Here is a 22,872-nt window from a genome sequence, read left to right on the forward strand (position 1 = left end):
TGAACGATGTCGCTATTGCTAGCTGCAACGATGGCCGGAATGATGGCTGCAGGCGTGGATCTGAGCAGTGCTTCCGTCGATGACGACGAGCGCTATCGCATCGAAGTGCTGAACTGGCGTTCCGACCGCCTGCAGCGGCTGAAGAAGCCGGATAGCTGGCTCAGCCTGATCGGCCTGCACTGGCTCAAGGACGGCGATAACCGCGTCGGCAGCGCCAAGGACAACGATGTGGTGCTGAGCAAGGGGCCGCCCAAGGTCGGCGTGGTCACGGTCGCCGGCGGCCAGGTCAGCATTGCGCTGGAACCCGGCGTGGGCGCGCTCAACGGCAGCGAGGCACGCAAGGGCGTGCTGCGCGACGACAGCACGCCGCGTCCGACCTATGTCGGCTTCGACAGCGTCACCTTCTACCTGATCGACCGCGACGGCAAGAAAGCGCTGCGGGTCAAGGACAGCGAAGCCGCAACCCTGAAGAACTTCAAGGGGCTGGACTATTTCGACCTGGCCAAGGACTGGCGCGTCGAGGCCAAGTGGGAGGCGTTCGATCCGCCGAAGACCATGGAAATCCCGACCATCACCGGCGGCGTGGAAAAATATACCGTGCCGGGCAAGGCCACGTTCGAGCGCGACGGCAAGAAGTTCGAAGTGCAGCCGGTGCTGGAAACTGCCGATGCCAAGGAACTGTTCCTGATCTTCTCGGACAAGACCAGCGGCAAGGAAACCTACGGCGCAGCGCGTTTCCTCTACGCACCGCTGCCGGCCGACGGAAAAGTCGTGCTGGATTTCAACAAGGCCTACAACCCGCCCTGTGCGTTCACGCCGTATGCGACCTGTCCGCTGGCGCCGCCGGAAAACAAACTCAATGTGCGCGTGACCGCGGGCGAGAAGAAGTACAAGGGGGCGGCGCACTGAGGCAATCGTGCGCGTGCTGATCGTGTCGGATACGCATGGCTGCGTCGATGCGCGCATCTGCGCGCTGGCGCAGGCGTGCGACCGGGTCGTGCACGGCGGCGACGTCGGCGATGCCGCAGTGCTCGATGCACTGGGCGGCGCGGTCAGTGCGGTGCGCGGCAACAACGACACGGCGGCGAAATGGCCGGCGGCACAGCAGCAGCGCCTGCAGCAATTGCCGCTGCAGGCCGAACTGGAGCTGCCCGGCGGCCGCCTGGTCGTGGTGCACGGCGACGCCTGGCCGGCCCGCGGCCGGCATGCCGCCCTGCGCCGGGCCTTCGCCACCGCGCGGGCTGTGGTCTACGGTCACAGCCACCGGCTGGCGATCGACAGCGACGCGCTGCCGTGGATTCTCAATCCCGGTGCCGGCGGCCGCGCCCGCACCCATGGCGGTCCTAGCTGCCTGCTGCTGCAGGCAGCTGCCGACGCCTGGCAGGTGGAAGCGCGGCAGTTCGGCGGCGGTTTTCGCGACACGCTCTGATTCGACGCGGCATGGCATTCCAGCGAGGGGAGCTTGGATGGAATTTTCCAATCGGGGACAAAAGCTTTTTCTGATCCTGACGGCGATCTTCGTCGCCAACGCGATCCTGGCCGAGCTGATCGGCGTGAAGATCTTCTCGCTGGAAGACACGCTCGGCGTGCAGCCGTTCAACTGGAACCTGTACGGCCAGACCGGGTCGCTGAGCTTCACCGCCGGCACCTTGCTCTGGCCGGTGGTGTTCGTGATGACCGACGTGATCAACGAATACTTCGGCCGCCGCGGCGTGCGCATGATTTCATGGCTCGCCGTATTCCTGATCCTCTACGCGTTCGCGTTTGCCTTCGCTGCAATCGCGCTGGCGCCGGCCAGCTGGTGGGTGAAGGTAGGCGAGGCACAGGGCGTGCCCGACATGCAGGCCGCGTTCGCACAGATCTTCGGCCAGGGGCTGTGGACCATCGGCGGCTCGGTCACGGCGTTCCTGGTCGGCCAGATTGTCGATGTCGGCATCTTCCATGCCATCCGCAAGCGCACCGGCGAAAAACACATCTGGCTGCGCGCGACCGGCTCGACCCTGGTGTCGCAGATCTTCGACAGCCTGATCGTGCTGTACATCGCCTTCGTGATTGGTCCGCAGCACTGGAGCCTGGGCCTGTGGCTGGCCGTGGCCACGGTGAACTATGTATACAAAGTGTGTGCCGCGGTCGCGCTGACTCCGGTCATCTATGCGATGCGGCGCGGACTGGACGCGTGGCTGGGCGCCGAGCTCAGCGCGCAACTCAAGGCCAAGGCGGCCGCCGCCTGACGACGCAACCCCAACCTTCGGGAAAACCTCCGATGCAAGCCAGCACGACCAGCGACGCCGCGAAGATGCCGCGGCAAATTCCTTACATCATCGGTAACGAGGGCTGCGAGCGTTTCAGTTTCTACGGCATGCGCAACATCCTGGTGCAGTTCCTGATCACCTCGATCCTGCTGTCGCATATCCCGCTCGGCGACGAGCGCCAGCTCGCCGCCAAGGACTTGATGCACACCTTCATGATCGGTGTGTATTTCTTTCCCTTGCTGGGCGGCTACCTGGCCGACCGTTTCTTCGGCAAGTACAACACCATCCTGTGGTTCAGCCTGATCTACTGCGCCGGCCAGTTCTGTCTGGCGCTGTTCGTCGATCATCGTCTCGGCTTTTTTGTCGGCCTGGGCCTGATTGCGCTGGGTTCCGGCGGCATCAAGCCGCTGGTCGCGTCCTTCGTCGGCGACCAGTTCACCCAGGCCAACAAGCACCTGGCCAAGATCGTCTTCGACGGCTTCTACTGGATCATCAATTTCGGCTCGCTGTTCGCCTCGCTGCTGATGCCGCTGTTCCTGAAGAACTACGGCGCCCAGGTCGCCTTCGGCATTCCCGGCGTGCTGATGCTGATCGCCACGCTGGTGCTGTGGCTGGGCCGGCGCCAGTACGTGATGGTGCCGCCGATGAGCCAGGCCGATCCGGACTCGTTCTTCCGCGTCGCCCGCACGGCCCTGCTGACCCGCCGGCCTGGCGAAGGCCGGCCGGGGCTGATCGTCGCCATCGCCGGCGCAGTGCTGGCGCTGGCGGCGCTGGTGTTTGCGCCCCAGCTCGGCGTCGTCATCGCCATCTGCCTGGCCCTGGTTGCCTTGCTCGCCGGCATCGGCGGCGGCGCCTGGCTGCAGCTGGACCGCGCGCGCGGCCTGCATTCCGATGTCGCCGTCGACGGCGTGCGCAGCGTGTTGCGCGTGCTGGTGATCTTTGCCCTGGTCACGCCGTTCTTCTCGCTGTTCGACCAGAAGGCGTCGACCTGGGTGATCCAGGGCAATGCCATGACCAAGCCCGAGTGGTTCGTCTCCTCGCAGATGCAGGCCTTGAACCCGGCTCTGGTGATGATCCTGATTCCGTTCAACAACCTGGTGCTGTACCCGTGGCTGCGCCGCATCGGCTGGGAAGCCACGGCGCTGCGCCGCATGACCGCGGGCATCGCCTTCAGCGGCCTGGCCTGGATCGTGATCGGCGGTATCCAGGTGGTGATGGACGGCGGCAATGCCATGTCCATCGTCTGGCAGGTGCTGCCGTATGCGCTGCTGACCTTCGGCGAAGTGCTGGTATCGGCAACCGGGCTGGAATTCGCCTACAGCCAGGCGCCGGCAGCGATGAAGGGCGTGGTGATGAGCTTCTGGAACCTCACCACCACCATCGGCAATCTGTGGGTATTGCTGGCCAACCTGGCCGTGCGCAACGAAACCCTGACCGGCTCCATCGCCACGACCGGCTTCAGCGTGACCGCGTTCCAGATGTTCTTCTTCGCTGCGTTCGCACTGATCGCGGCGCTGATCTTCGGCCTGTATGTGCGAGGTTATAAAGAAGTGGACAATTACCGGGTGACTTAGTGGCGTGCAACGGATAAAAAAGCCGGCCTGCCTTCCGTGAGCGCGCCGGCAACGGGGTCGTTGGTTCAGCGCTGGGCGACTGCTGCCGGCTGTGACTGCGCCGGCGCGCGCTGGTAGACGATGCGGTCGCTGCCGCCGTTGCAGGTGCCGACGGTCTTGCGTTCGTCCTGGCTGTCCTTGGCGACGATGTCGAGCCGGTAGCTGCTAACGCCCTTGGCATCGAGCCTGGCGGCGATCTCGGTCTTGAGCTCCTCGCAGGGCTTGCGTGCCCAGCTGGACGCCGAGCTGAGGAACAGGGCGATGGCGAGGACGGTCAGGACGGTTTTCACGAGAGTTCTCCGGTGGTGGGCGCTGCAGCGTGCTTGCTGCTGGAGAACAGCTTGCCGTCCGCGCCTGTCGGCGTTCTGGGCAAGTTATGGCAATGTGCTGACGCTTCGTGTCCTGGCCGGGCCGGCGCGGACTGTCTGCAGTGCTGGAGCCGTATGAGCTGGTACGTCTATCTGATCGAATGCCGCGACGGCAGCATCTATACCGGCATCGCCATCGACGTCGCCGCGCGCTATGCGGCGCACGTGGCGGGCAAGGGCGCGCGCTATACGCGATCACATCCGCCGCAGCGGCTGCTGGCCGCGTTCGCAGTGGCCGACAAGTCGGCAGCCTTGCGCGAGGAACTGCGCATCAAGCGGCTGACGCCAGTGCAGAAGCGCGCCTATGCACACTCCGCCGAGCCCGCTGCCGCCAGCTGAGCGGTTTCCCACGGTGACGTGCTGTCGCCGTTTCGATGCATTCGCGAAACGTCGTCCGGCCGCTTCGTTCATGCGGCGTGACTTCCGGCCCGGGAGCTACTGTTAGATTCACACTATCGTTCACTCACGCATATTCAGCAGTGAGCGGCAGATGGAAGATACCGATAGCCATCGCAAGAAGTTCGCCCGGGAGCTCAGCGCCGGCACTGTCTCGCTGGTGCTGCTGGCCGTACTGGCGCGTTCGAACGAGCCGCTGTACGGCTACCAGATCGCCAAGCAGCTGGAACGCGACGGCGACGGCGTGCTGATCGGCAAGCAGAGCGCGCTGTATCCGGTACTGCGCAACCTCTGTGCCGCCGGCCTGCTCGACAGCGAGGTCGAGCCGTCCGTGACCGGGCCACCGCGGCGCTACTACCGCGCCACTGAACTGGGAAAAACCGTGTTGCGCGAATGGGAGGCCGCCTGGTCGGCTACGCGCGATTTCGTCGACAGTGTTATCGAGGGGCAAACCACATGAACCGGCCAACGCCACGCAGTATCGATGAGTACCTGGACCAGCTGCGCGATGCGCTGGGCGGGCAGGACCCGGCCCTGATCCAGGACGCGCTGTACGACGCCGAAGACCATCTGCGTGCGGAGTTCGCCGAGCACCCGCACACGCCGCCGACCGAACTGCTGGCGCGCATCGCCAACAGCTATGGCGCACCGGACGAAGTGGCCGAGATCTATCGCGACAAGGAAGTGGTGGTGCAGCGCGCCCTGCGCACGCCAGCCCGGCCGCCGGCGAAAACAGCGCTGGCCAGTTTCTTCGGCGTGGCGCTGGACCCGCGCGCCTGGGCCTCGATGTTCTACATGCTGCTGGCCCTGCCCACGGGCATCTTCTATTTCACCTGGGCGGTGACCGGGCTGTCGCTGTCGCTGGGCATGATCGTGCTGATCATCGGCCTGCCGCTGACGGTGCTGTTCCTGGCCACGGTGCACGCGATCTCCCTGGTGGAAGGTCGCATCATCGAAGTCATGCTGGGCGAACGCATGCCGCGCCGGCCGGTCTACGGGCCGCGCAATCTGCCGCTGCTGGAGCGGGTCAAGAACCTGTTCACCGATGCACGCACCTGGGGCACCTTGTTTTACATGGTGCTGATGCTGCCGCTGGGCATCTTCTATTTCACCGTGCTGATCACCGGCCTGAGTATTGGCCTGGCGCTGATGCTCAATCCGCTGATCTACCACTTCACCGGCCTGGGCCTGATCAATATCAACGAAGACGTCTGGATGGCGCCGCTGTGGCTGCAGCCGTTCCAGGTGGTGTTCGGCCTGCTGCTGCTGTTCGGCATGATGCACCTGGCCCGCGGTGTGGGTCGCCTGCAGGGTGCGCTGGCCAAGCAGTTGCTGGTACAGACGGGCTGAGACGGCAGCGGCCGGCTGCGCAGCACAGGGATGTGCGGGCCGGCGCCAGCGCGGCGAAAAATTTTTCGCGCGCCGTGTCGATTCGCGTCTCTCCTGCACGACGCTTGAGCAGAACCGGCGCCAATGGGGCGGCGGCACGCTGCAAGGAGAGACGACGATGCGCTGCATGATCCTGGTCAAGGCCAACCACGACACCGAAAACGGCGTGATGCCGAGCGAACAGCTGCTGGCCGACATGGGCCGCTACAACGAAGAACTGGTCAAGGCCGGTATCATGCTGGCCGGCGAAGGCCTGCATCCCAGCGCGCGTGGTGCGCGCGTACGCTTCGACGGCAGCCAGCGCAGCGTGATCGATGGCCCGTTCGCCGAAACCAAGGAGCTCATCGCCGGCTTCTGGCTGTGGCAGGTGCGTGACCTGGACGAGGCGATCGAATGGGTCAAGCGCTGCCCCAATCCCACCGGCGAAGCGTCGGAAATCGAAATCCGACCGCTGTTCGAAGCCGCTGACTTCGGCGAAGAATTCACCCCGGAGCTGCGCGAACAGGAAGAACGCCTGCGCGCCGAGATTGCCGCACGCCAGTAATCGCCGCACCGTCCGCGCCGCGCGCGGACGGCGCAAGCCCCGTCGCCGAGGAAATTGCCATGTTCAAGATCATCGTTCTGGTTGTCATTGCGGCCATCGCCGCCGCGCTTGTCGCTGCCGCGTTCCGGCCCGATTCGTTCCGTGTCGAACGTTCCATCCGCATCAAGGCCAGCGCGGAGAAGATCTACGCCTACCTCGACGATTTCCACCGCTGGACGGCCTGGTCGCCGTGGGAAAAGCTCGATCCGGCACTGGCGCGCGAGTACAGCGGCAGCACCAGCGGCAAGGGCGCGATCTATGCCTGGCAGGGCAACAACAAGGTCGGACAGGGGCGCATGGAAATCATCGAATCCGTCCCGCATTCCCGGCTCGCGATCAAGCTCGATTTCCTCAAGCCGTTCGAGGCACACAATACTGCGGAGTTCACATTGAAACCGGTCGGCGACGAGATCGCGCTGAACTGGGCCATGTCCGGACCGCAGCCGTACCTGTTCCGGCTGATGGGTCTGTTCGTCAGCATGGACAAAATGGTCGGCAAGGATTTCGAAGCCGGCCTGGCAGCGCTCAAGGCCAGCGCCGAAAGCTGAGCCCGGAACCTGAGCCTGTACACCCACGACACCGACTGCAGGGAGCAACGCGATGAGTGGTGCCACGCACAAGACCATAGCCACGGTTTGGCGTATGGAATCCACGCGCCTGATCGGCGGACTGATGCGCCTGGTGCGCGACATCAGCCTGGCCGAAGACCTGGCCCAGGACGCCCTCGTCGCCGCACTGGAGCAATGGCCGCAATCGGGTGCGCCGGACAATCCCGGTGCCTGGCTGATGGCTGCCGCCAAGCACCGCGCTATCGATCGCATCAGGCGCAATGAAATGAGCACGCGCAAGCATGACGAGCTGGGCCAGGAACAGGAACTGCGGCAATTGCTGCTATTGCCCGACAGCGAGACGCTGCTCGACGACAGCGTAGGCGACGACGTGCTGCGCCTGATTTTCATCGCCTGTCATCCGGTGCTGTCCAACGATGCGCGCGTGGCGCTGACCCTGCGCCTGATCGCCGGCCTGAGCACAGACGAGATTGCCCGTGCCTTCCTCGCTTCCGAGGCCACCATTGCGCAGCGCATCGTCCGCGCCAAGCGTAGCCTGACCGCGGCCAAGGTGCCGTTCGAAGTACCGGCGGCGAACGATCTGGCGGCGCGCCTGGCCTCCGTGCTTGGCGTGATCTACCTGGTTTTCAACGAAGGCTATGCCGCCACTGCCGGCGACGACTGGATGCGGCCGCAGCTGTGCGAAGAGGCGTTGCGCCTGGGCCGCGTGCTCGGCGCGCTGATGCCGCAGCAAGCCGAGGTGCAGGGATTGCTGGCGCTGATGGAAATCCAGGCCTCGCGTATGCCGGCGCGCACCGATGCCCAGGGCGATCCGATACTGCTGCTGGAGCAGGACAGGGCGCGCTGGAACCGGCTCGCGATACGCCGCGGCCTGGCTGCGCTGGGCAAGGCCGAGAAACTGGGCGGTGCGTTCGGTCCGTATGCCTTGCAGGCCGCCATCGCCGCCTGTCATGCGCGTGCGACGGTTGCCGCCGATACCGACTGGCCGCGCATTGCCGCGCTGTATGACGCACTGGCGCAACTGTCGCCTTCGCCTGTGATCGAGCTCAACCGCGCCATGGCAGTGGCAATGGCATTTGGCGCCGAGTCGGGCCTGGCGATCGCCGACGCCTTGCTCGACGAACCGGCCCTGGCCAACTACCACTGGCTGCCCAGCCTGCGCGCCGATCTGCTGTTCAAGCTGGGCCGGCGTGCGCAAGCGGCCGACGAATTCCGCCGCGCGGCGGCGCTGACGCGCAATGCACGCGAGCAGGCAGCGCTCAACCGCCGCGCAGTCGAATGCGAACCACTGGACTAAGCCGTCCGGTGCAAGCCTGCGTGTCCGCGTTGCGTACTGTGACCGACCTCAGTCGGCCTGCTTCACGTCGCTCAGCTGGCCGATGACGTCGCGTGCCCAGATGACTTTGTCGTTGAGGTCGAACTGGATGACGGTATGCCGATTGTTGCCGCTGCGATAGAACAGGCGCTGTCCCAGCTTGACCTCGCGATTGCGATACACGGCCTTCTCGAACAGCGGCTCTCCGGCCGCGTCGATGACGCGCGCCCGGCTGTCGCCTGCGCTGATTACCTTGGAACCCAGGCGGGCGCTGTCGGACGATGAGCCGGTGAGCTGGTGTGCGGTGCAATTGGCGGCAAACAGCAATGCCGCGCAGGCTACAAGATGTCGAAACATGGATTTTTCCCCTGGATGGATGGCTGCCGCGTGGCGTGGCTGAGTTTTTCCCGCGTGCCGGGTCGTGGATAAGAGAATGCGCGCGCCGTCGACCTTGTCCAGTTTCTTCGCGAACGCGCTGTTTGCGCCGTAGACACTTTATCGAGTTGCCCGGCTGTCAGGCATTTCAGCAAGCGCAGGCCGAGCAGCAGATGGTGGCGATGCCAGCCGAACAGGCCCAGCCGCGGCACCTGCGCCACGGCGGCGTTCAGATCGTCGGGGACCAGTACGCGGCGCAATTGCTCGACGCGGTCGAACACCAGCAGGGCGGTGCGGTGGCCAATCGCAAAGCCCTGCGGCGGGTGCAGGCGCACCCACAAGGCACGCAGTACCGCCCAGATCAGCGCCGCCAGCGGAATGATCAGCTTGATCGCCAGTGCTTTGAGAAACAGCAGCGAAAGCGCTGCGGCCAGCAGCAGCAAGGCCACGCTGGCCAGATAGCCGTAGCCGAGCAGGGCCAGCGCGAGCAGGCGGCGTTTGTAGGCGGCTGGGTTCCGCTGCAGCAGCTTTTGCAGCCGGGCGACCTGCTGTTCGCATTCCGCGTGCGTCGCCGGTGTTCCTGCTTGCTGCGATGATTGCGGGGATAGGCGGCGGCTTCAATCGGCGGTACCGGGGGCCGCCGTATGCGTCTGTTAGCAGGTTTGCGCTACTCCCGCGGCCGGTACCGGGCCAAAGCCAGCCATAGCTGCTGCGCCAAGCGCAGCGCACGTTCCCGCTGCAGGCCACGCAGGCCGATTTCCAGCACCAGGCCGCGCTCGGCAATGACGATCTGGGCCGGTTCGCCATTGCTGTCGAAGACGTAGGCGAGTGGCCCCGGCGAACCCAGGGTCGCCGTCGTGCTGTCGCCGAAGTTATTGCCGGCTTCGGCCAGGATCAGGGCCAGGGTCTGCGCCAACGGCCGGCCCCCGGCCGCTGCGTCGGTGTACAGGCTCAGCTGAATCTGGGAGGCGTCGCCGGACTGTTCGAGCTGGCGGAACTGACAGTTGCCGGCGACGCCATCGCCCTGGCGCCCGGGCAGGGCCAGGGGATAGCTGATGGTTTCGGCCACGACGGGCAGGCCGAAGGCGCAGGCGTCGAGTGTTTCCACGCCGGCCAGGCGATGGCGGCAACCGCCGAGCAACGGCAACAGCGCGATCAGGCCCAGGGCGAGGCCGCGTTGCCAGCGGCGGCGGGTTGCGGCGAGGTCGCCGCTGCCGGCCCAGATCGACGTGACCGGTTCGCGCCGTGCCGCGTCCAGGCGCCGCGCCAGCTGTGGCAGATGCCGTGCCGGCACGCCCGGGTAGAGGTGATGTTCCAGGTGGTACAGCATGTTGAAGGTCGGCCCGTCCAGCCAGCGCTGGCGCTGGCTGCGGGCGCGGTCGTGGCTGTGTTCGCAGCCACGGTGCACGCTCCAGATGCCAACCATGGGCACGGCTGCATTGGCCAGGAGCAAGGCGATCGACACGGTCTGCAAGGCCGTACTGCCGCTGCTCCAGATCATGGCCTGGCTTGCGGCAATGGCACCGAGTTCCACCTGTATCCAGCGTCGCTGGCGCGGGCTGCCGCGGCGCAGGGCATGGATATGGATCAGCAGCGGATAGACCGGGCTATGCCATAGCGCCGCCCAGAAGCCGAGCTTGCCGATCTGGCCTTCCAGATCGTCCTCGGCCAGGCAATGCCGATGATGGTGCAGATGCGTGTGCTCGATCGCGTGCAGGGCGCCGCCAAGCAACACGCTGAGCAGGAACAGCAGGCGGTCGCTGCTGCGCCTGCCCAGGCCCAGATTGCGGTGGTAGAGGTCGTGGGTCAGGCGCAGGCCGGCGGTGAAGAACAGCGCGCTCGCCACCAGGGCGGCGAAGGTCCAGCGGGCGTGTGCCAGGCCCAGGGCCAGTGCCAGCCAGGGCAATGGCTGTAGCAGCTCCGCAGCGCGCTGGGCCGGGCTCAGCGCTACCAGGTCGCGCCAGCGGATCGACGGGGCAAGCGACTCAGTCATGCGCCTGCTCCCGCTGGCGCCGGCGCAGGCCGGGACGGTAGCGAGTGAACAGCAGGTAGCTCGCTTCCAGTCCGCGGCGCAGCCAGCTCAGGCGGCGTATCGGCGCCACCAGCAGGCGCCAGCCCGGCAGTGCCGCCCACAGGCACAGGTGCGCATCGAGTCCGCGCCAGAGCCGGCCGTCGCCGTCGCGCACATGCAGCAGGGTCAGTGCGGCAGCGAGGTCGAACGCTTCGTTAGCCAGTACATCGCCGCCACCGGCCAGGTCACGCCAGACAATGGCGGCCTGCGGAGCCAGGCGGCGGTAGTTGGCGACTTCGCGGCGGCAGACCGGGCAGTAGCCGTCGAAAAATACGGTGATGGGCGGGACAGAGGACATGGCAGGACTCGCAGCCGGGAAGACCAGGCCAGCCTCGCGCCGGCCTGCCCCGCTGCGCTTCCGCTATGCGAAGACAGGAACAGATTTTCTGCCGCGGATTCGCGTGTCCTTTTCAATCAATAGCTTGGCTGTTTCCAGAATGATAGGAACGCAATGCTGTCGGCGCTTTCCGTGGCGCCGGCCGGTTCAGTCCGTGCCGGCGCGCTTGCGGAAACGCCCGGGTACCTCGCCGGCGATCTCGCGGAATGCGCTGTAGAAATTCGATTGCGAGGTAAAGCCGACGGCCAGGCCTATGGACAGCACCGAAGCGTCCGGTTCGGCCAGCAGCAGGCGCTTGGCTGCTTCCACCCGGTGTTCGCGCACGTAGCGCGAGAAGCCGATGCCGAAGCGGGTATTGATCAGCTCCGACAGCTGGTGCGGGGTCAGCTCCAGCTGTTGCGCCAGGCTGGCCAAGCTCAGGTTTTCGTCGACATAGACCTTTTCCTCGCCCATCAGCTGCTTGAGGCGGACCAGCTTCTGCTCCTGGTCGACCCGGCCCAGGGTCGAACTGGCATAGGCATTGCGCACCGCCTCGGCGGTGCGGCCCAGCAGATCGGGAAAGCGCAGCAGCAGATAGACGATCAGCCAGAAAGCCAGGCCGATCAGGCTGGAATAGCCCAGGAAGAATGCACGCTCGCTATACCAGGGTGTGCTCAGGCCCAGGCCGAGAATCAGCAGCGCGATACCAGCGAAACCGGCGAAGGCGACGGCTTCCACGCGGAAATGCCGGCGCTGCGAGCGCAGGCCGTAGACCAGGCGCAGCAACAGCAGCGCATGCAGCGCGCCGAACACGAACGACAAGGGCACGGCCAGCGTCGCCGGCAGCCACGGCACCAGCAGCAGTGGCGCGAAATGCAGCAGGCGCAGCGGACTGGCCGTGTCCGGCGGGCGCAATACACCGAGGAAGAACAGGTAGAACGCCGGATCGACGCAAAACAGCAGTGCGGCGTAGTAGCGCGCATGGAACAAGTCGCCGCCATGCAGCAGGTAGTCGCCGTGCAGCAACTGCAGGCTGGCCATTCCCAGCAACAGCACGATCGCGGCCAGGCGCGAACCCGGGCTTTGTTCGGCCGTGCCATAGCCGCTGAGATTGGCCAGCAACAGCAACAGCGCGCTGCCGACGGAAAAGCCGATCAACAGCAGGGCAAAAGTGAGCATAGGCGCGCATGGGCAGCAGCCGCAGGAGGGGCGAGGATGACGACAGCGCTTGCCGCGGCGCAAGCGTGTCCTTCCGGCTTGACGCCAGGGCTGCATTCTGAGAAATTCACCAAATGGTTAATTAACCGAAAGGTTAGTAATGCAGTCTACCCTGTCCGCCGACGCACTCAGCCTGACCTTTGCCGCCCTGGCCGATCCGACCCGCCGCGCCATCCTGGCGCGCCTGGCCCAGGGCGAGAGCTCGGTCACCGAATTGGCCCAGCCTTTTGCGATCAGCCTGCCGGCCATCACCAAGCACCTGAAAGTGCTGCAGCGCGCCGGCCTGATCAGCCGCGGCCGCCAGGCGCAGTGGCGGCCCTGCAAGCTCGAAACCGCACCGTTGCGCGATGTCTCCGCCTGGGTCGATCTGTACCGCCGGCAGTGGGAAAGCCGGCTGGACCGGCTGGGCGAATTTCTGCAGGAAAACCACCCCCAGGAGTCCAACAATGAAGGCTGATACCTCTTCCACTGCTGTAGAACACTCCGTCGCCCATGCCCAGTTCACGCTGCAGCGGGTCTATCCGGTTTCGCCCGAGCGCGTGTTCCGTGCCTGGGCTGACCCCGCGGCGAAGAACCGCTGGTTCGTGGAGGGCGAGGGCTGGGAAATCACCGAATACAGCCACGACTTTCGCGTCGGCGGGCGCGAACGCGGCCGCTTTGCGCAGAAGCAGGGCGATCCGGTCTATACCGACGAAACGGTGTACTTCAACATCGTGCCGCAGCAGCGCATCGTGCTGGGCTATTCGATGGCGCGCGACGGCACGCCTATTTCCGCGTCGCTGCTGACGGTGGAATTGCGCGCCGAAGGCGATGCCACGCGCCTGATCCTGACCGAACAGGGGGCCTTCCTTGACGGTCACGATGCGACGCAGACGCGCGAACTGGGCTGGAGCGAGCTGCTGAGCGCGCTGGGCAAGGAGGTTGCGCGCGCCGGGTAAAATCGCCGCGGGCCACATGTCGATTCCGGCATCGCCGATTCGACGCCTGTTACAGAAGCGGGCGACTCAGGCCATGCCGGTAGCGGCGCTTCGTCCCATCTACTGAACCCATCGGAGCCTGTCCCATGTGCCTGCACCCACGCCTGTTCGCCCTGCTTGCCGCTACTGCTGTGCTGCCCGCCTATGCGGCGCCGGAAAAATACGTGATCGATCCGGACCACACCTACCCCAGCCTGGAAATGCCGCATATGGGCCTGTCGGTCTGGCGCGGCAAATTCAACCGCAGCAGCGGCGAAATCCAGCTCGACCTGGCAGCGAAGAAGGGCAGTGTGCGTGTGGAAACCGAGGCCGACAGCATCGACTTCGGCATGGATGCGATGCACGAGCATGCGGTCAAGGAAGATTGGCTCAATGCGGCCAAATTCCCGAAATTGATTTATCGCGGCGAGCTGCAGTTCAGTGGCGACAAGCCGACCTCGGTCAAAGGCGAGCTGAGCCTGCGCGGCATCGCCAAGCCGCTGACCCTGGAGATCAAGAGCTTCGCCTGCATGGAGCATCCCTACTTCAAGAAACCGGTCTGCGGCGCCGATGCGGTGGGGCAGCTGGATCGTGCCGACTGGGGCATGAGCCAGTACAGCGACAACGGCATGGGCAAGATCACGATCCGGATTCAGGTTGAGGCGTTCAAGGATGCGTTGCCCGAAGTACCGAAATAAGCAAAAACCGCGTGCCGGCGAGCGTGGGGGTTAAGCCGAAGGCGCACCCCCAGCATCGAGGTATCGCAGCTACAAAGAACCCATGCCGAACGACATTCCGCCGCTTGCGGAACAGCGAACAAGCTGCTCCGGCATGGGGATTTCGATACGAAATGCCGCGATGTCGGAGTGCGCCTGCGGCTTGCCCCGACCTACGTCTATTGCCAGGGCACGTCACTGCATGATCGCATCCAGCGCCTCGCTCAACCGGTCCACTCCGATAACTTCCATTTCGCCAATCTTGCCTTTCTTCGGCGCATTCGCCCGCGGCACCACGGCGCGCAGGAATCCGTGCGTGGCGGCTTCCTTGAGCCGCTCCTCGCCGTTGGGCACCGGACGAATTTCGCCGGACAGGCCGACTTCGCCGAAGGCGACCAGTTTGTCAGCCAGCGCCCGGTCGCGAAAACTGGACAATATGGCGAACAGGATGGGCAGGTCGGCGGCGGTTTCCTGTACGCGGATGCCGCCGACCACGTTGACGAAGACGTCCTGGTCGTAAACTGCTGCGCCGCCGTGGCGATGCAGCACGGCCAGCAGCATGGCAAGGCGGTTCTGCTCCAGGCCCAGGGCGACGCGGCGCGGGTTGGCCAGCGGCGACTGGTCGACCAGGGCCTGTACTTCCACCAGCAGCGGCCGCGTACCTTCGCGCGTGACCATTACCGCGCTGCCCGGTGTCGGCCCGGTGTGTGCGGAAAGGAAAATCGCTGACGGGTTGGGTACTTCGCGCAGGCCTTTGTCCGACATGGCGAACACGCCGAGTTCGTTGACCGCGCCGAAGCGGTTCTTGAACGCGCGCAGCACGCGGAAGCGGCTGCCGGATTCGCCTTCGAAATACAGCACCGCATCGACCATGTGTTCCAGCACGCGGGGGCCGGCGATGCCGCCCTCCTTGGTCACGTGGCCGACCAGGAAGACGCTGATGCCGCTTTCCTTGGCGAAACGGGTCAGTTTGGCGGCCGATTCGCGCACCTGGCTGACCGAACCTGGCGCGGCGGTCAGCAGTTCGGTCCAGATGGTCTGGATGGAGTCGATGATCAGCACGCGCGGCTTGTGCGCGGCGGCATGTTCGACAATGCGCTCGACGCAGGTTTCCGCCAGCGCGCGCAACGGCGCCAGCGACAGGCCCAGGCGCAGTGCGCGTGCAGCAACCTGGGCCAGCGATTCTTCGCCGGTGACGTACAGGCTGCTGATGCGTTCGCCCAGCGCGCCCAGCATCTGCAGCAACAAGGTGGATTTTCCGATGCCGGGATCGCCGCCAATCAGCACGACCGAACCTTCGACCAGGCCGCCACCGAGTACGCGATCAAGCTCGCCGATGCCGATCGAGGTGCGCGCCTCGACCAGTTGTGCAACCTCGCTCAGCGACTGCACCTGCGGCGCGGCGGCGGCGCCGGCATAGCCGCTGCGGCGGCCGGTGGCCGGGGCAGGTTTGGCCGGACCGAGCACGATTTCGCTGAGCGTGTTCCAGACGCCGCAGTCGGCGCACTGGCCCTGCCATTTATTGTGTTCGCTACCGCATTCGCTGCAGACGTAGGCGGTCTTGGCTTTGGCCATGGGCGGAATCCTGTGTCGGGGGCGGCGTAGGCAAGACTTTGCGCATGCCGCTGCAGCAGCGCTGGTCGGATGAGGGCGCAACAGCGCGCCGCAGCATCGCAACGATGGGTCGCAGATGGCGAGACTGCAAGGCTGCAGCCATACGCTTCAGTCTTCGACGAACAGTACGCGCTTGGTCATGCCGCAGGTGAGGTCGTAGGAAATGGTGCCGGCCGCGTCGGCGATGCGTTCCGCTGGCAGGCCGCGGCCCCAGAGCACGGCGCGGTCGCCCAGGCGCGCCGACGGCGCCTGGCGCAGGTCCAGCGTGATCAGGTCCATCGACACGCGGCCGATCACGTAGGCGAACTCGCCGCCGATCAGCACCGGCGTGCCGCTGGCGGCGCTGCGCGGATAGCCGTCGCCGTAGCCGATGGAAATCACGCCGACGTCCATGTCGTCGGGGCAGGTCCAGGTGCCGGCGTAGCCGACTTTCTCGCCCTGCCGCAGCCGGTTGATCGCGATCAGCCGCGACGACAAGGTCATGGCCGGGGCGAAGCCCAGCTCGCTGCCGCTTTTGCCGGCGACGACGGAAAGACCGTATAGCAAACCACCGGCACGCACCCAGTCGCTGCGGGCCGCCGGCCAGCCGAGCAGGCCGGCGGAATTGGACAGGCAGCGCTCGCCCGGCAGGTGCCGGGTGACTTCGTCGAAGCGCGCAATCTGTGTTGCCGTGGTGGTGCTGTCGAATTCGTCGGAGGCGGCGAAATGCGTCATCAGCACGATGTCGTCGTGCAGCGTCGCCAGCGCGCGCAGGCGATCGTGCACGACTGCCACCTGTTCCGGCGCAAAGCCCAGCCGGTGCATGCCGGTGTCGATCTTCAGCCAGACGCGCAGCGGCCGGCTGTCGCGGTCGGCTTCCAGCCATTGCAGCTGCGCCTCGTGGTGAATGACGGCGTCGAGCTGCAGCCGGCGCATTTCGGCCAGGTCGGCCGCCTCGTCCGGGCCGGACAGCACGACAATGCGCTGGCGCAGGCCCGCAGCGCGCAGGCGCAGGCCGTCGGCGATGGCGGCGACGCCGAAGGCGTCTGCGTCGGCCAACGCGCGCGCCACGCGTTCCAGGCCATGGCCGTAGCCGTCGGCCTTGACCACGGCCATGATGTTGGCGCCATGGCTCAGCGCGCGGATGCGGGCGAGATTGGCGCGCAGCGCGGACAGGTGAATGGTGGCGACAGTAGTGCGGCTCACGGCGGGCTGGGTCGGGCAGAAATCGCTAAAGGGAAAAGTTCAATCGGATACGCAGCGTGCGGTGCCGCGGCGAGCAGCCTGCGGCTGGCGCAGACGTGCCGGCGCGGCGTGCGTCTGCGCTATCGCGTCATGACTGCTGCAGCGCCGAGCCGGGGCCGTTACTCGTACGCGCCCAGATAATTGTCCGAGGCATGGTTCTCGAACTTGGTGTACTGGCCCAGGAAGGTGAGCTTGACGCTGCCGGTGGGGCCGGAACGCTGCTTGCCGATGATGATTTCGGCCAGGCCCTTGTCGGGCGAATCCTGGTTGTAGTAGTCGTCGCGGTAGATAAACATGATCACGTCGGCGTCCTGTTCGATAGCGCCCGATTCGCGCAGGTCGGCCATGACCGGGCGCTTGTCCTGGCGCTGTTCCAGCGAGCGGTTGAGCTGGGACAGGGCGATCACGGGCACGTTCAGCTCTTTCGCCAAGGCCTTCAGGTTGCGCGAGATTTCTGAAATTTCGGTGGCGCGATTCTCCTTGTTCCCGGGCACCTGCATCAGCTGCAGGTAGTCGATCACGATCAGGCCCAGGTCGTGCTCGCGCTTGAGGCGGCGGCAGCGCGCACGCAATTCCGACGGCGACAGCGCCGGCGTGTCGTCGATGAAGATCTTGGCTTCCGACAGCAGGGTGATTGCTGCGGTCACGCGCGGCCATTCCTCTTCCTGGATGTCGCCGTTGCGCAGATGCTGCTGGTTGATGCGGCCGACCGAGGAAATCAGGCGGAAGGCGAGCTGCGAGGCCGACATTTCCATGGAGAACACGGCGACAGCGCGCTTGGTCTTCATGGCGGCGTATTCGGCCATGTTGAGCGAGAACGCGGTCTTGCCCATGGCGGGGCGCGCGGCGACGATGATCAGGTCAGACGGCTGCAGGCCGGCTGTCATTTCGTCGAGGTCGGTGAAGCCGGTCGGCATGCCGGTGACGGTGCCGCGGTTCTCGAAGCGGTGATGCAGGATGGCGAAGGCATCCTTGACCGCGGTGCGCATGGGCACGAAGCCCTGGCGGCCGCGCGAACCGGCTTCGGCGATGCGGAACACGCGCTGCTCGGCGGTTTCGAGGATTTCCTGCGTGCTGCGGCCATCGGGAGCAAAACCGTCGCTGGCGATCTCGGTGCCGGCGTCGATGAGCTGCCGCAGTACCGACTTTTCACGCACGATGTCGCAGTAGGCAATGATGTTCGCTGCGCTGGGCGTGGTATTCGCCAGCTGCACGATATAGGCCGTACCGCCTACCAGGTCGGCCAGGCCCTGCGCTTCGAACCATTCGCCCAGCGTGACGGCGTCGCAGGGCATGCTCTTGTTCGACAGCTCGGCCACGGCGCGGAAGATGACGCGGTGGTCCTTGCGGTAGAAGTCGTCCTCGCTGAGGCGATCGGCGACTTTGTCCCAGGCCTCGGGCGACAACATCAGCCCGCCCAGTACGGCTTGCTCGGCGTCTACCGAATGCGGCGGTACGCGCAGGGCGTCGATGCTGCGCGCGGCAGCAGGTTTACGGTCAGGCGAAGCGGCCATTGAATTCTCGCGGCGAGCGACTGGCACGGCCTTCGATGATGCGAAGCGCCGTCTCGTCTGTCGAGACAACAAGCTGGGGTCAGCCTGTGGGTAAGTTGTGGAGTCGTGTGTATCGCGTTCAGCCAGCCGGACGCGGGTGCTGCCAGATCGTAAGCGGCGGCCGTGGACGCCTCTGATGGAAACGCAAGCGCGTGCTGCAACACGACAGGCCAGTCCCGATGCACCACGGGCTGCAGCGTAGCGCCACCTGGCGCGCTGCGGACCAAGTACGAACGAGCTCCCTGGCGCGCTGCGGACCAAAACGAACGGGCGCCCTGGGGCGCCCGTCGCTAGGTAGTGCCTGTGCGCTGCTGCAGCGGTGGATCGGGCCTGCTGGCCTGGTCCACTGCGGCGCTGGCGCGCGCCGATCAGCCGGCGGTGACGATGACCTTGACCGTGGTGTGCACGTCGGCGTGCAGATGGACCTGCACTTCGAATTCGCCGATGTGGCGCAGCGGGCCTTCGCCCATGACCACTTCGGACTTTTCCAGCGGCTTGCCGGCGGCGGTGAAGGCTTCGGCGATGTCGCGCGGGCCGACCGAACCGAACAGCTTGCCTTCCGGGCTGGCATTGGCGCTGAGGGTGACGCTGGCGCCTTCCAGGGCGGCCTTGCGGCCTTCGGCGCCGGACAGCACCTGGTTTGCCTTGGCTTCGAATTCAGCGCGGCGCTGTTCGAACTGGGCGACGTTGTCGGCGGTGGCCGGCACGGCCTTGCCCTGCGGAACGAGGTAGTTGCGGCCGTAACCCGGCTTCACATTGACCTTGTCGCCGAGCACGCCGAGGTTCTTCACTTTCTGCAGCAGGATGAGTTGCATGAGATTCTCCGATTCGTTAGCACCCGGATCGGCACTCGTTGAAAAACGGTGCCGGAATTCTACGGATGCAGCGGTGGCTGTCCGAATCGCGATGTCGCTAAACGTCGCGAGACTCGATTCTTCAAACCCTGTCCCCTGAGCTTGCACGGGGAGAGGAGGAGCGACCGTCGCTCGCAAGCAAGCGACGGGTGTATCAGCTAATCGCCAAGCCTGCTGGCTTAGTGGTTGTCGCAATACGGCAGCAGCGACAGGAAACGGGCGCGCTGGATAGCGATGCCGAGCTGGCGCTGGTATTTGGCCTTGGTGCCGGTGATGCGGCTCGGCACGATCTTGCCGGTTTCGCCGACGTACTGGCGCAGGGTGTTCAGATCCTTGTAATCGATCTCGACCGTGCCTTCAGCGGTGAAACGGCAGAACTTCTTGCGGCGGAAAAATTTCGACATGGTGGTCTCCTGGCTCAGGCCGCTTCGGCATCGTTGGAATCGGCATTGCCGCCGAAACCGCCTTCATCGTCATCGCGACGACGGCGATCGCCGTTCTTCTCGTCCTTGGTCTTCATGATGAAGGACTGCTCGGTGACGGCTTCGTCGCGCACCAGGATCAGGTGGCGCAGCACGGCGTCGTTGAAGCGGAAGCCCGATTCGAGTTCGGTCAGCACGGTCTGGCTGCACTCGATGTTCATCATGACGTAGTGGGCTTTGGCCAGGTTCTGGATCGGGAACGCGAGCTGACGGCGGCCCCAGTCTTCCAGACGGTGGATGGCGCCCTTGTCGCCTTCGATCAGCGTCTTGTAACGCTCGATCATGGCGGGCACCTGTTCGCTCTGGTCCGGATGGACCAGGAACACGATTTCATAATGACGCATGGAAACTCCTTGTGGATGTCGCAGACCGGCGAATGCCGCTGCGCAGCCTCCCGCGGCGCGGTGAGGCAAGGCCCGCTACCGGACGGCAGACGGGGGCGCGCATTCTAGGGGAGGGGGCGGGGCTTGGCAAGTTGTTGAAGCGAAAGCACGGTATGCCTGTGCCGGCGCGCCTGCTTCCTGGCGCGGACGGACATTTTTGGGCAGAGTGCTGCCAACGCTGCCTTTGCCGCATCGACAGGGCTGCAGCCGGAGCCGAGCCGACCGAAACGGCTCGCGGCCGGCTGCTGCGATCGGGCCGGCCGCGTCGTGCCATCGCCGTTCTCTTCTTCAGCCACGAGGGATCGCAATCCATGACGACGCCGAACCGCCGCGCCCGCGGCCCCTATCTGAGCGGCCTGGCCGCGGCCATTGCCCTGGCCCTGCCGGGCGCTGTCGCAGCCGAGGAGCTGGCCCAGCGCGAACCCGACGAGAAGGCTTCCGCCGAGGCGCCGGCACTGGAGACCGTCACCGTCACCGCGCAGCGCCGGCTGGAGAATATCCAGGACGTGCCGATGGCGATCACCGCGGTCGAAAGCGAGAAGCTGGAGGTGCTGGGCTCGGGTGGCGACGACATCCGCTTCCTGTCGGGCCGGCTGCCCAGCCTGAATATCGAGTCGTCGTTCGGCCGCGCGTTTCCGCGCTTCTATATCCGCGGCCTGGGCAATACCGATTTCGACCTCAACGCGTCGCAGCCGGTATCGCTGGTGTATGACGGCGTGGTACAGGAAAACCCCATTCTCAAGGGCTTTCCGATCTTCGATCTGGACCAGGTCGAAATGGCGCGCGGCCCGCAGGGCACCTTGTTCGGGCGGAATTCGCCGGCCGGCGTGATCAAGTTCGAATCGGCCAGGCCGCAGCAAGAGTTCGGCGGCTACGCCAGGCTCAGCTACGGCAGCTATGGCACGACCAACCTGTCCGGCGCGGTTACCGGCGCGCTGGGCGCGTCTACCTCGGCGCGCCTGTCGGTGCTGAACCAGCGCCGCGAAGACTGGGTCGACAACACGCGCAACGGCCCCGGCGACGACCTGGAAGGCTATCGCGAGAGCGCTGCACGCCTGCAACTCCTGCATCAGCCCAGCGATGCGTTCGAGGCCTTGCTCAACCTGCATGCGCGCAAGCTCGACGGCACGGCGCGGCTGTTCCGCGCCAACATCATTCAGCAAGGCACGAACGACCTGGTGCCGGGCTTCCAGCGCGACCGTGTCAGCATCGACGGCCGCAACGAGCAAGACCTCAGCCAGTTCGGCGCCAATCTGCGCCTGCGTTGGGATCTGGGCGGCACGACCCTGCATTCGATCACCGGCTACGAAAGCGTCGATGCGTACAGCCGCGGCGATATCGACGGCGGCTATGGCGCGGTGTTCCTCGGCGAAGGCAACTACGGGCCGGGCCTGATTCCGTTTCCGGCCGAATCTGCCGACGGCTTGCCCAACCACCGCCAGCTGACCCAGGAATTCCGCCTCGAATCCAACGAATGGGGCCGCTTCGACTGGCAGGCCGGCGTGTTCGGCTTCGACGAATCCATCGACGTCGACACGTTCAGCTACGACACCCTGGCACCGGGCCAGCCGCAGAATGGCTATGCCACGCAAAAACAGGACAACCAGGCCTGGGCCGTGTTCGCCTCGGGCGACTACGACCTGACCGAACGCCTGAAACTGCGCGGCGGCGTGCGCTACAGCGACGATCGCAAGGAGTTCACCGCGGCGCGCGTGGTCGGTCCGTTCGGTCCGCCGATCGCGCCGATCCGCATCAGCCCTACCGATACCGACGTGAGCTGGGATCTGAGTGCCGTCTACCAGGCCAACGAAACGGTCAACCTGTATGGCCGCGTTGCCCGCGGTTTCCGCGCGCCCAGCGTGCAGGGCCGGCTGATGTTCGCCGATGCCACCTTGCCCAGCGACGAGCTGGTCACCGTGGCCGAGTCGGAAACCGTGCTGTCCTGGGAAGGCGGCATCAAGGCGCAGCTGTGGCAGAACCGCCTGCGCCTGGGCTTCTCGCTGTATCACTACACCATCGACGATCCGCAGCTCACCGCGGTTGGCGGCAATGCCAACATCGCGCGCCTGGTCAATGCGGACAAGGCTGTCGGCCGCGGCGCCGAGCTGGACCTGGAAGCGCTGCTGAGCGAACGCCTGCTGGTCACCGTGGGGGCGAGCTTCAACGACACCGAAATACAGGACGACAGCCTGGCGGTATTCCAGTGCGCCGCGCCCTGTACCGTGCTGGACCCGGCTGGCAGCGTCGCCGGTACGGCCCGCATCGACGGCAATCCGCTGCCGCAGGCGCCGCGCCATGTCTACAACCTCACGGCGCGCTACGGCATACCCATGGCCGGTGGCGAATTCTTTATCTATACCGATTGGGCGTATCGCAGCAAAGTAAACTTTTTCCTGTACGAGTCGGTGGAGTTCACCGGCAAGGCGCTGCTCGAAGGCGGTCTGCGCCTGGGCTACAACTGGAACTACGGCGACTACGAGCTCGCCCTGTTCGGGCGCAACATCACCGACCGGGAAGTCATCGTCGGCGGCCTGGACTTCAATAACCTGAACGGCTTCCTCAACGAGCCGCGCACCTGGGGCGTGGAGTTCAAGGCGACGTTTTAAGCGCTTGCGGCAATAAAAA

Annotated in this window: 26 protein-coding genes; 14 read left to right on the plus strand and 12 right to left on the minus strand. The window is 65.5% G+C overall.

What is annotated here, in order from left to right; translation table 11 throughout:
• Positions 1-6: 6 nt before the first annotated feature.
• Genes DFR29_RS20305 through DFR29_RS20320 form a run of 4 tightly spaced genes read left to right on the plus strand, consistent with a single transcriptional unit; the run spans position 7 to position 3,826 of the window.
• Positions 7-909 carry a DUF1684 domain-containing protein gene (locus tag DFR29_RS20305; RefSeq protein ID WP_243746127.1) on the plus strand — a complete coding sequence of 301 codons (903 nt, stop codon included), beginning with the start codon at positions 7-9 and terminating at the stop codon, positions 907-909.
• A 7-nt stretch (positions 910-916) separates the two neighbouring features.
• Positions 917-1,429: a metallophosphoesterase family protein gene (locus DFR29_RS20310; RefSeq protein ID WP_208113667.1), complete on the plus strand. Its 513-nt coding sequence runs from the start codon at positions 917-919 to the stop codon at positions 1,427-1,429.
• A 37-nt stretch (positions 1,430-1,466) separates the two neighbouring features.
• On the plus strand, positions 1,467-2,231 hold the full coding sequence (locus tag DFR29_RS20315) for a queuosine precursor transporter (RefSeq protein WP_133820475.1): 765 nt from the start codon (positions 1,467-1,469) through the stop codon (positions 2,229-2,231).
• Positions 2,232-2,263: 32 nt separating this feature from the next.
• Positions 2,264-3,826, plus strand: a complete 1,563-nt coding sequence (locus DFR29_RS20320) for a POT-type proton-dependent oligopeptide transporter (protein ID WP_133820476.1) — start codon at positions 2,264-2,266, stop codon at positions 3,824-3,826.
• Between the two features lie 65 nt (positions 3,827-3,891).
• Here the strand turns inward: DFR29_RS20320 and DFR29_RS20325 are convergent, their stop codons facing one another.
• Positions 3,892-4,155, minus strand: coding sequence for a DUF1161 domain-containing protein (locus DFR29_RS20325; RefSeq protein ID WP_133820477.1), 264 nt, complete (start codon positions 4,153-4,155; stop codon positions 3,892-3,894).
• A 153-nt stretch (positions 4,156-4,308) separates the two neighbouring features.
• Here DFR29_RS20325 and DFR29_RS20330 point away from each other — a divergent pair, with 153 nt between their 5' ends.
• From DFR29_RS20330 to DFR29_RS20355, 6 genes are all read left to right on the plus strand, one after another.
• Entirely contained in the window at positions 4,309-4,572 is a 264-nt protein-coding gene (locus DFR29_RS20330; protein WP_133820478.1) for a GIY-YIG nuclease family protein, read from the plus strand.
• 151 nt (positions 4,573-4,723) lie between these two features.
• The gene (locus tag DFR29_RS20335) at positions 4,724-5,089 is read left to right on the plus strand and encodes a PadR family transcriptional regulator (RefSeq protein WP_133820479.1); all 366 of its coding nucleotides are present in this window, start codon (positions 4,724-4,726) and stop codon (positions 5,087-5,089) included.
• Positions 5,086-5,979, plus strand: a complete 894-nt coding sequence (locus DFR29_RS20340; RefSeq protein WP_133820480.1) for a sensor domain-containing protein — start codon at positions 5,086-5,088, stop codon at positions 5,977-5,979. Before DFR29_RS20335 ends, DFR29_RS20340 begins: the two co-directional genes overlap by 4 nt.
• 157 nt (positions 5,980-6,136) lie before the next feature.
• Positions 6,137-6,562 (plus strand): YciI family protein, encoded by a 426-nt coding sequence (locus tag DFR29_RS20345; protein ID WP_133820481.1) that lies wholly within the window; start codon positions 6,137-6,139, stop codon positions 6,560-6,562.
• Positions 6,563-6,621: 59 nt separating this feature from the next.
• Positions 6,622-7,149 carry an SRPBCC family protein gene (locus DFR29_RS20350; RefSeq protein WP_133820482.1) on the plus strand — a complete coding sequence of 176 codons (528 nt, stop codon included), beginning with the start codon at positions 6,622-6,624 and terminating at the stop codon, positions 7,147-7,149.
• Between the two features lie 52 nt (positions 7,150-7,201).
• Complete coding sequence (locus tag DFR29_RS20355; RefSeq protein ID WP_133820483.1) at positions 7,202-8,467, plus strand: RNA polymerase sigma factor; 1,266 nt, start codon at positions 7,202-7,204, stop codon at positions 8,465-8,467.
• 48 nt (positions 8,468-8,515) lie between these two features.
• Here DFR29_RS20355 and DFR29_RS20360 read toward each other — a convergent pair whose 3' ends face one another.
• The 5 genes from DFR29_RS20360 to DFR29_RS20380 form a co-directional block, all read right to left on the minus strand.
• A complete protein-coding gene (locus DFR29_RS20360; RefSeq protein ID WP_133820484.1) occupies positions 8,516-8,842 on the minus strand; it encodes a DUF2845 domain-containing protein in 327 nt (108 codons plus the stop codon).
• A complete protein-coding gene (locus DFR29_RS20365) occupies positions 8,824-9,309 on the minus strand; it encodes a hypothetical protein (protein WP_133820485.1) in 486 nt (161 codons plus the stop codon). Before DFR29_RS20365 ends, DFR29_RS20360 begins: the two co-directional genes overlap by 19 nt.
• Before the next feature lie 218 nt (positions 9,310-9,527).
• Positions 9,528-10,853, minus strand: a complete 1,326-nt coding sequence (locus DFR29_RS20370; RefSeq protein ID WP_133820486.1) for a fatty acid desaturase — start codon at positions 10,851-10,853, stop codon at positions 9,528-9,530.
• Entirely contained in the window at positions 10,846-11,229 is a 384-nt protein-coding gene (locus DFR29_RS20375) for a thiol-disulfide oxidoreductase DCC family protein (RefSeq protein ID WP_133820487.1), read from the minus strand. Before DFR29_RS20375 ends, DFR29_RS20370 begins: the two co-directional genes overlap by 8 nt.
• A gap of 186 nt (positions 11,230-11,415) precedes the next feature.
• Positions 11,416-12,426 (minus strand): AraC family transcriptional regulator, encoded by a 1,011-nt coding sequence (locus tag DFR29_RS20380; RefSeq protein WP_166654231.1) that lies wholly within the window; start codon positions 12,424-12,426, stop codon positions 11,416-11,418.
• Positions 12,427-12,565: 139 nt separating this feature from the next.
• On the opposite strand from DFR29_RS20380, the gene DFR29_RS20385 reads away from it, so the two are divergent.
• From DFR29_RS20385 to DFR29_RS20395, 3 genes are all read left to right on the plus strand, one after another.
• A complete protein-coding gene (locus DFR29_RS20385) occupies positions 12,566-12,922 on the plus strand; it encodes an ArsR/SmtB family transcription factor (protein ID WP_208113668.1) in 357 nt (118 codons plus the stop codon).
• Positions 12,912-13,403 (plus strand): SRPBCC family protein, encoded by a 492-nt coding sequence (locus DFR29_RS20390; protein WP_133820489.1) that lies wholly within the window; start codon positions 12,912-12,914, stop codon positions 13,401-13,403. Before DFR29_RS20385 ends, DFR29_RS20390 begins: the two co-directional genes overlap by 11 nt.
• 125 nt (positions 13,404-13,528) lie before the next feature.
• Positions 13,529-14,119 carry a YceI family protein gene (locus tag DFR29_RS20395; RefSeq protein WP_133820490.1) on the plus strand — a complete coding sequence of 197 codons (591 nt, stop codon included), beginning with the start codon at positions 13,529-13,531 and terminating at the stop codon, positions 14,117-14,119.
• Positions 14,120-14,332: 213 nt separating this feature from the next.
• Here the strand turns inward: DFR29_RS20395 and radA are convergent, their stop codons facing one another.
• The 6 genes from radA to rpsF all read right to left on the minus strand — a co-directional run bounded on the left by radA (position 14,333) and on the right by rpsF (position 20,208).
• Positions 14,333-15,712, minus strand: coding sequence for a DNA repair protein RadA (gene radA / locus DFR29_RS20400; protein WP_133820491.1), 1,380 nt, complete (start codon positions 15,710-15,712; stop codon positions 14,333-14,335).
• Positions 15,713-15,859: 147 nt separating this feature from the next.
• Positions 15,860-16,936, minus strand: a complete 1,077-nt coding sequence (gene alr, locus DFR29_RS20405; RefSeq protein WP_133820492.1) for an alanine racemase — start codon at positions 16,934-16,936, stop codon at positions 15,860-15,862.
• 158 nt (positions 16,937-17,094) lie between these two features.
• Positions 17,095-18,489, minus strand: a complete 1,395-nt coding sequence (locus tag DFR29_RS20410; protein ID WP_133820493.1) for a replicative DNA helicase — start codon at positions 18,487-18,489, stop codon at positions 17,095-17,097.
• Positions 18,490-18,896: 407 nt separating this feature from the next.
• Positions 18,897-19,343, minus strand: a complete 447-nt coding sequence (gene rplI, locus DFR29_RS20415; RefSeq protein WP_133820494.1) for a 50S ribosomal protein L9 — start codon at positions 19,341-19,343, stop codon at positions 18,897-18,899.
• A 218-nt stretch (positions 19,344-19,561) separates the two neighbouring features.
• A complete protein-coding gene (gene rpsR, locus DFR29_RS20420; RefSeq protein WP_133820495.1) occupies positions 19,562-19,786 on the minus strand; it encodes a 30S ribosomal protein S18 in 225 nt (74 codons plus the stop codon).
• 14 nt (positions 19,787-19,800) lie between these two features.
• Entirely contained in the window at positions 19,801-20,208 is a 408-nt protein-coding gene (gene rpsF / locus DFR29_RS20425; RefSeq protein WP_133820496.1) for a 30S ribosomal protein S6, read from the minus strand.
• Positions 20,209-20,558: 350 nt separating this feature from the next.
• On the opposite strand from rpsF, the gene DFR29_RS20430 reads away from it, so the two are divergent.
• Positions 20,559-22,853, plus strand: a complete 2,295-nt coding sequence (locus DFR29_RS20430; protein WP_133820497.1) for a TonB-dependent receptor — start codon at positions 20,559-20,561, stop codon at positions 22,851-22,853.
• The last annotated feature ends 19 nt before the right edge of the window (positions 22,854-22,872 follow it).

The organism is Tahibacter aquaticus (genome assembly GCF_004363655.1).
Taxonomy (GTDB): domain Bacteria; phylum Pseudomonadota; class Gammaproteobacteria; order Xanthomonadales; family Rhodanobacteraceae; genus Tahibacter; species Tahibacter aquaticus.

What these genes read in the sequence shown, in the direction of transcription:
- rpsF (WP_133820496.1), bottom strand. Translation starts at nt 20,208, where the DNA reads ATGCGTCATTATGAAATCGTGTTCCTGGTCCATCCGGACCAGAGCGAA.
- DFR29_RS20390 (WP_133820489.1), top strand. Translation starts at nt 12,912, where the DNA reads ATGAAGGCTGATACCTCTTCCACTGCTGTAGAACACTCCGTCGCCCAT.
- DFR29_RS20395 (WP_133820490.1), top strand. Translation starts at nt 13,529, where the DNA reads ATGTGCCTGCACCCACGCCTGTTCGCCCTGCTTGCCGCTACTGCTGTG.
- DFR29_RS20350 (WP_133820482.1), top strand. Translation starts at nt 6,622, where the DNA reads ATGTTCAAGATCATCGTTCTGGTTGTCATTGCGGCCATCGCCGCCGCG.
- DFR29_RS20430 (WP_133820497.1), top strand. Translation starts at nt 20,559, where the DNA reads ATGACGACGCCGAACCGCCGCGCCCGCGGCCCCTATCTGAGCGGCCTG.
- DFR29_RS20385 (WP_208113668.1), top strand. Translation starts at nt 12,566, where the DNA reads ATGCAGTCTACCCTGTCCGCCGACGCACTCAGCCTGACCTTTGCCGCC.
- DFR29_RS20305 (WP_243746127.1), top strand. Translation starts at nt 7, where the DNA reads ATGTCGCTATTGCTAGCTGCAACGATGGCCGGAATGATGGCTGCAGGC.
- DFR29_RS20410 (WP_133820493.1), bottom strand. Translation starts at nt 18,489, where the DNA reads ATGGCCGCTTCGCCTGACCGTAAACCTGCTGCCGCGCGCAGCATCGAC.
- DFR29_RS20370 (WP_133820486.1), bottom strand. Translation starts at nt 10,853, where the DNA reads ATGACTGAGTCGCTTGCCCCGTCGATCCGCTGGCGCGACCTGGTAGCG.
- DFR29_RS20345 (WP_133820481.1), top strand. Translation starts at nt 6,137, where the DNA reads ATGCGCTGCATGATCCTGGTCAAGGCCAACCACGACACCGAAAACGGC.
- DFR29_RS20375 (WP_133820487.1), bottom strand. Translation starts at nt 11,229, where the DNA reads ATGTCCTCTGTCCCGCCCATCACCGTATTTTTCGACGGCTACTGCCCG.
- DFR29_RS20380 (WP_166654231.1), bottom strand. Translation starts at nt 12,426, where the DNA reads ATGCTCACTTTTGCCCTGCTGTTGATCGGCTTTTCCGTCGGCAGCGCG.
- DFR29_RS20320 (WP_133820476.1), top strand. Translation starts at nt 2,264, where the DNA reads ATGCAAGCCAGCACGACCAGCGACGCCGCGAAGATGCCGCGGCAAATT.
- DFR29_RS20340 (WP_133820480.1), top strand. Translation starts at nt 5,086, where the DNA reads ATGAACCGGCCAACGCCACGCAGTATCGATGAGTACCTGGACCAGCTG.
- DFR29_RS20355 (WP_133820483.1), top strand. Translation starts at nt 7,202, where the DNA reads ATGAGTGGTGCCACGCACAAGACCATAGCCACGGTTTGGCGTATGGAA.
- rpsR (WP_133820495.1), bottom strand. Translation starts at nt 19,786, where the DNA reads ATGTCGAAATTTTTCCGCCGCAAGAAGTTCTGCCGTTTCACCGCTGAA.
- rplI (WP_133820494.1), bottom strand. Translation starts at nt 19,343, where the DNA reads ATGCAACTCATCCTGCTGCAGAAAGTGAAGAACCTCGGCGTGCTCGGC.
- radA (WP_133820491.1), bottom strand. Translation starts at nt 15,712, where the DNA reads ATGGCCAAAGCCAAGACCGCCTACGTCTGCAGCGAATGCGGTAGCGAA.
- DFR29_RS20330 (WP_133820478.1), top strand. Translation starts at nt 4,309, where the DNA reads ATGAGCTGGTACGTCTATCTGATCGAATGCCGCGACGGCAGCATCTAT.
- DFR29_RS20315 (WP_133820475.1), top strand. Translation starts at nt 1,467, where the DNA reads ATGGAATTTTCCAATCGGGGACAAAAGCTTTTTCTGATCCTGACGGCG.
- DFR29_RS20335 (WP_133820479.1), top strand. Translation starts at nt 4,724, where the DNA reads ATGGAAGATACCGATAGCCATCGCAAGAAGTTCGCCCGGGAGCTCAGC.
- DFR29_RS20360 (WP_133820484.1), bottom strand. Translation starts at nt 8,842, where the DNA reads ATGTTTCGACATCTTGTAGCCTGCGCGGCATTGCTGTTTGCCGCCAAT.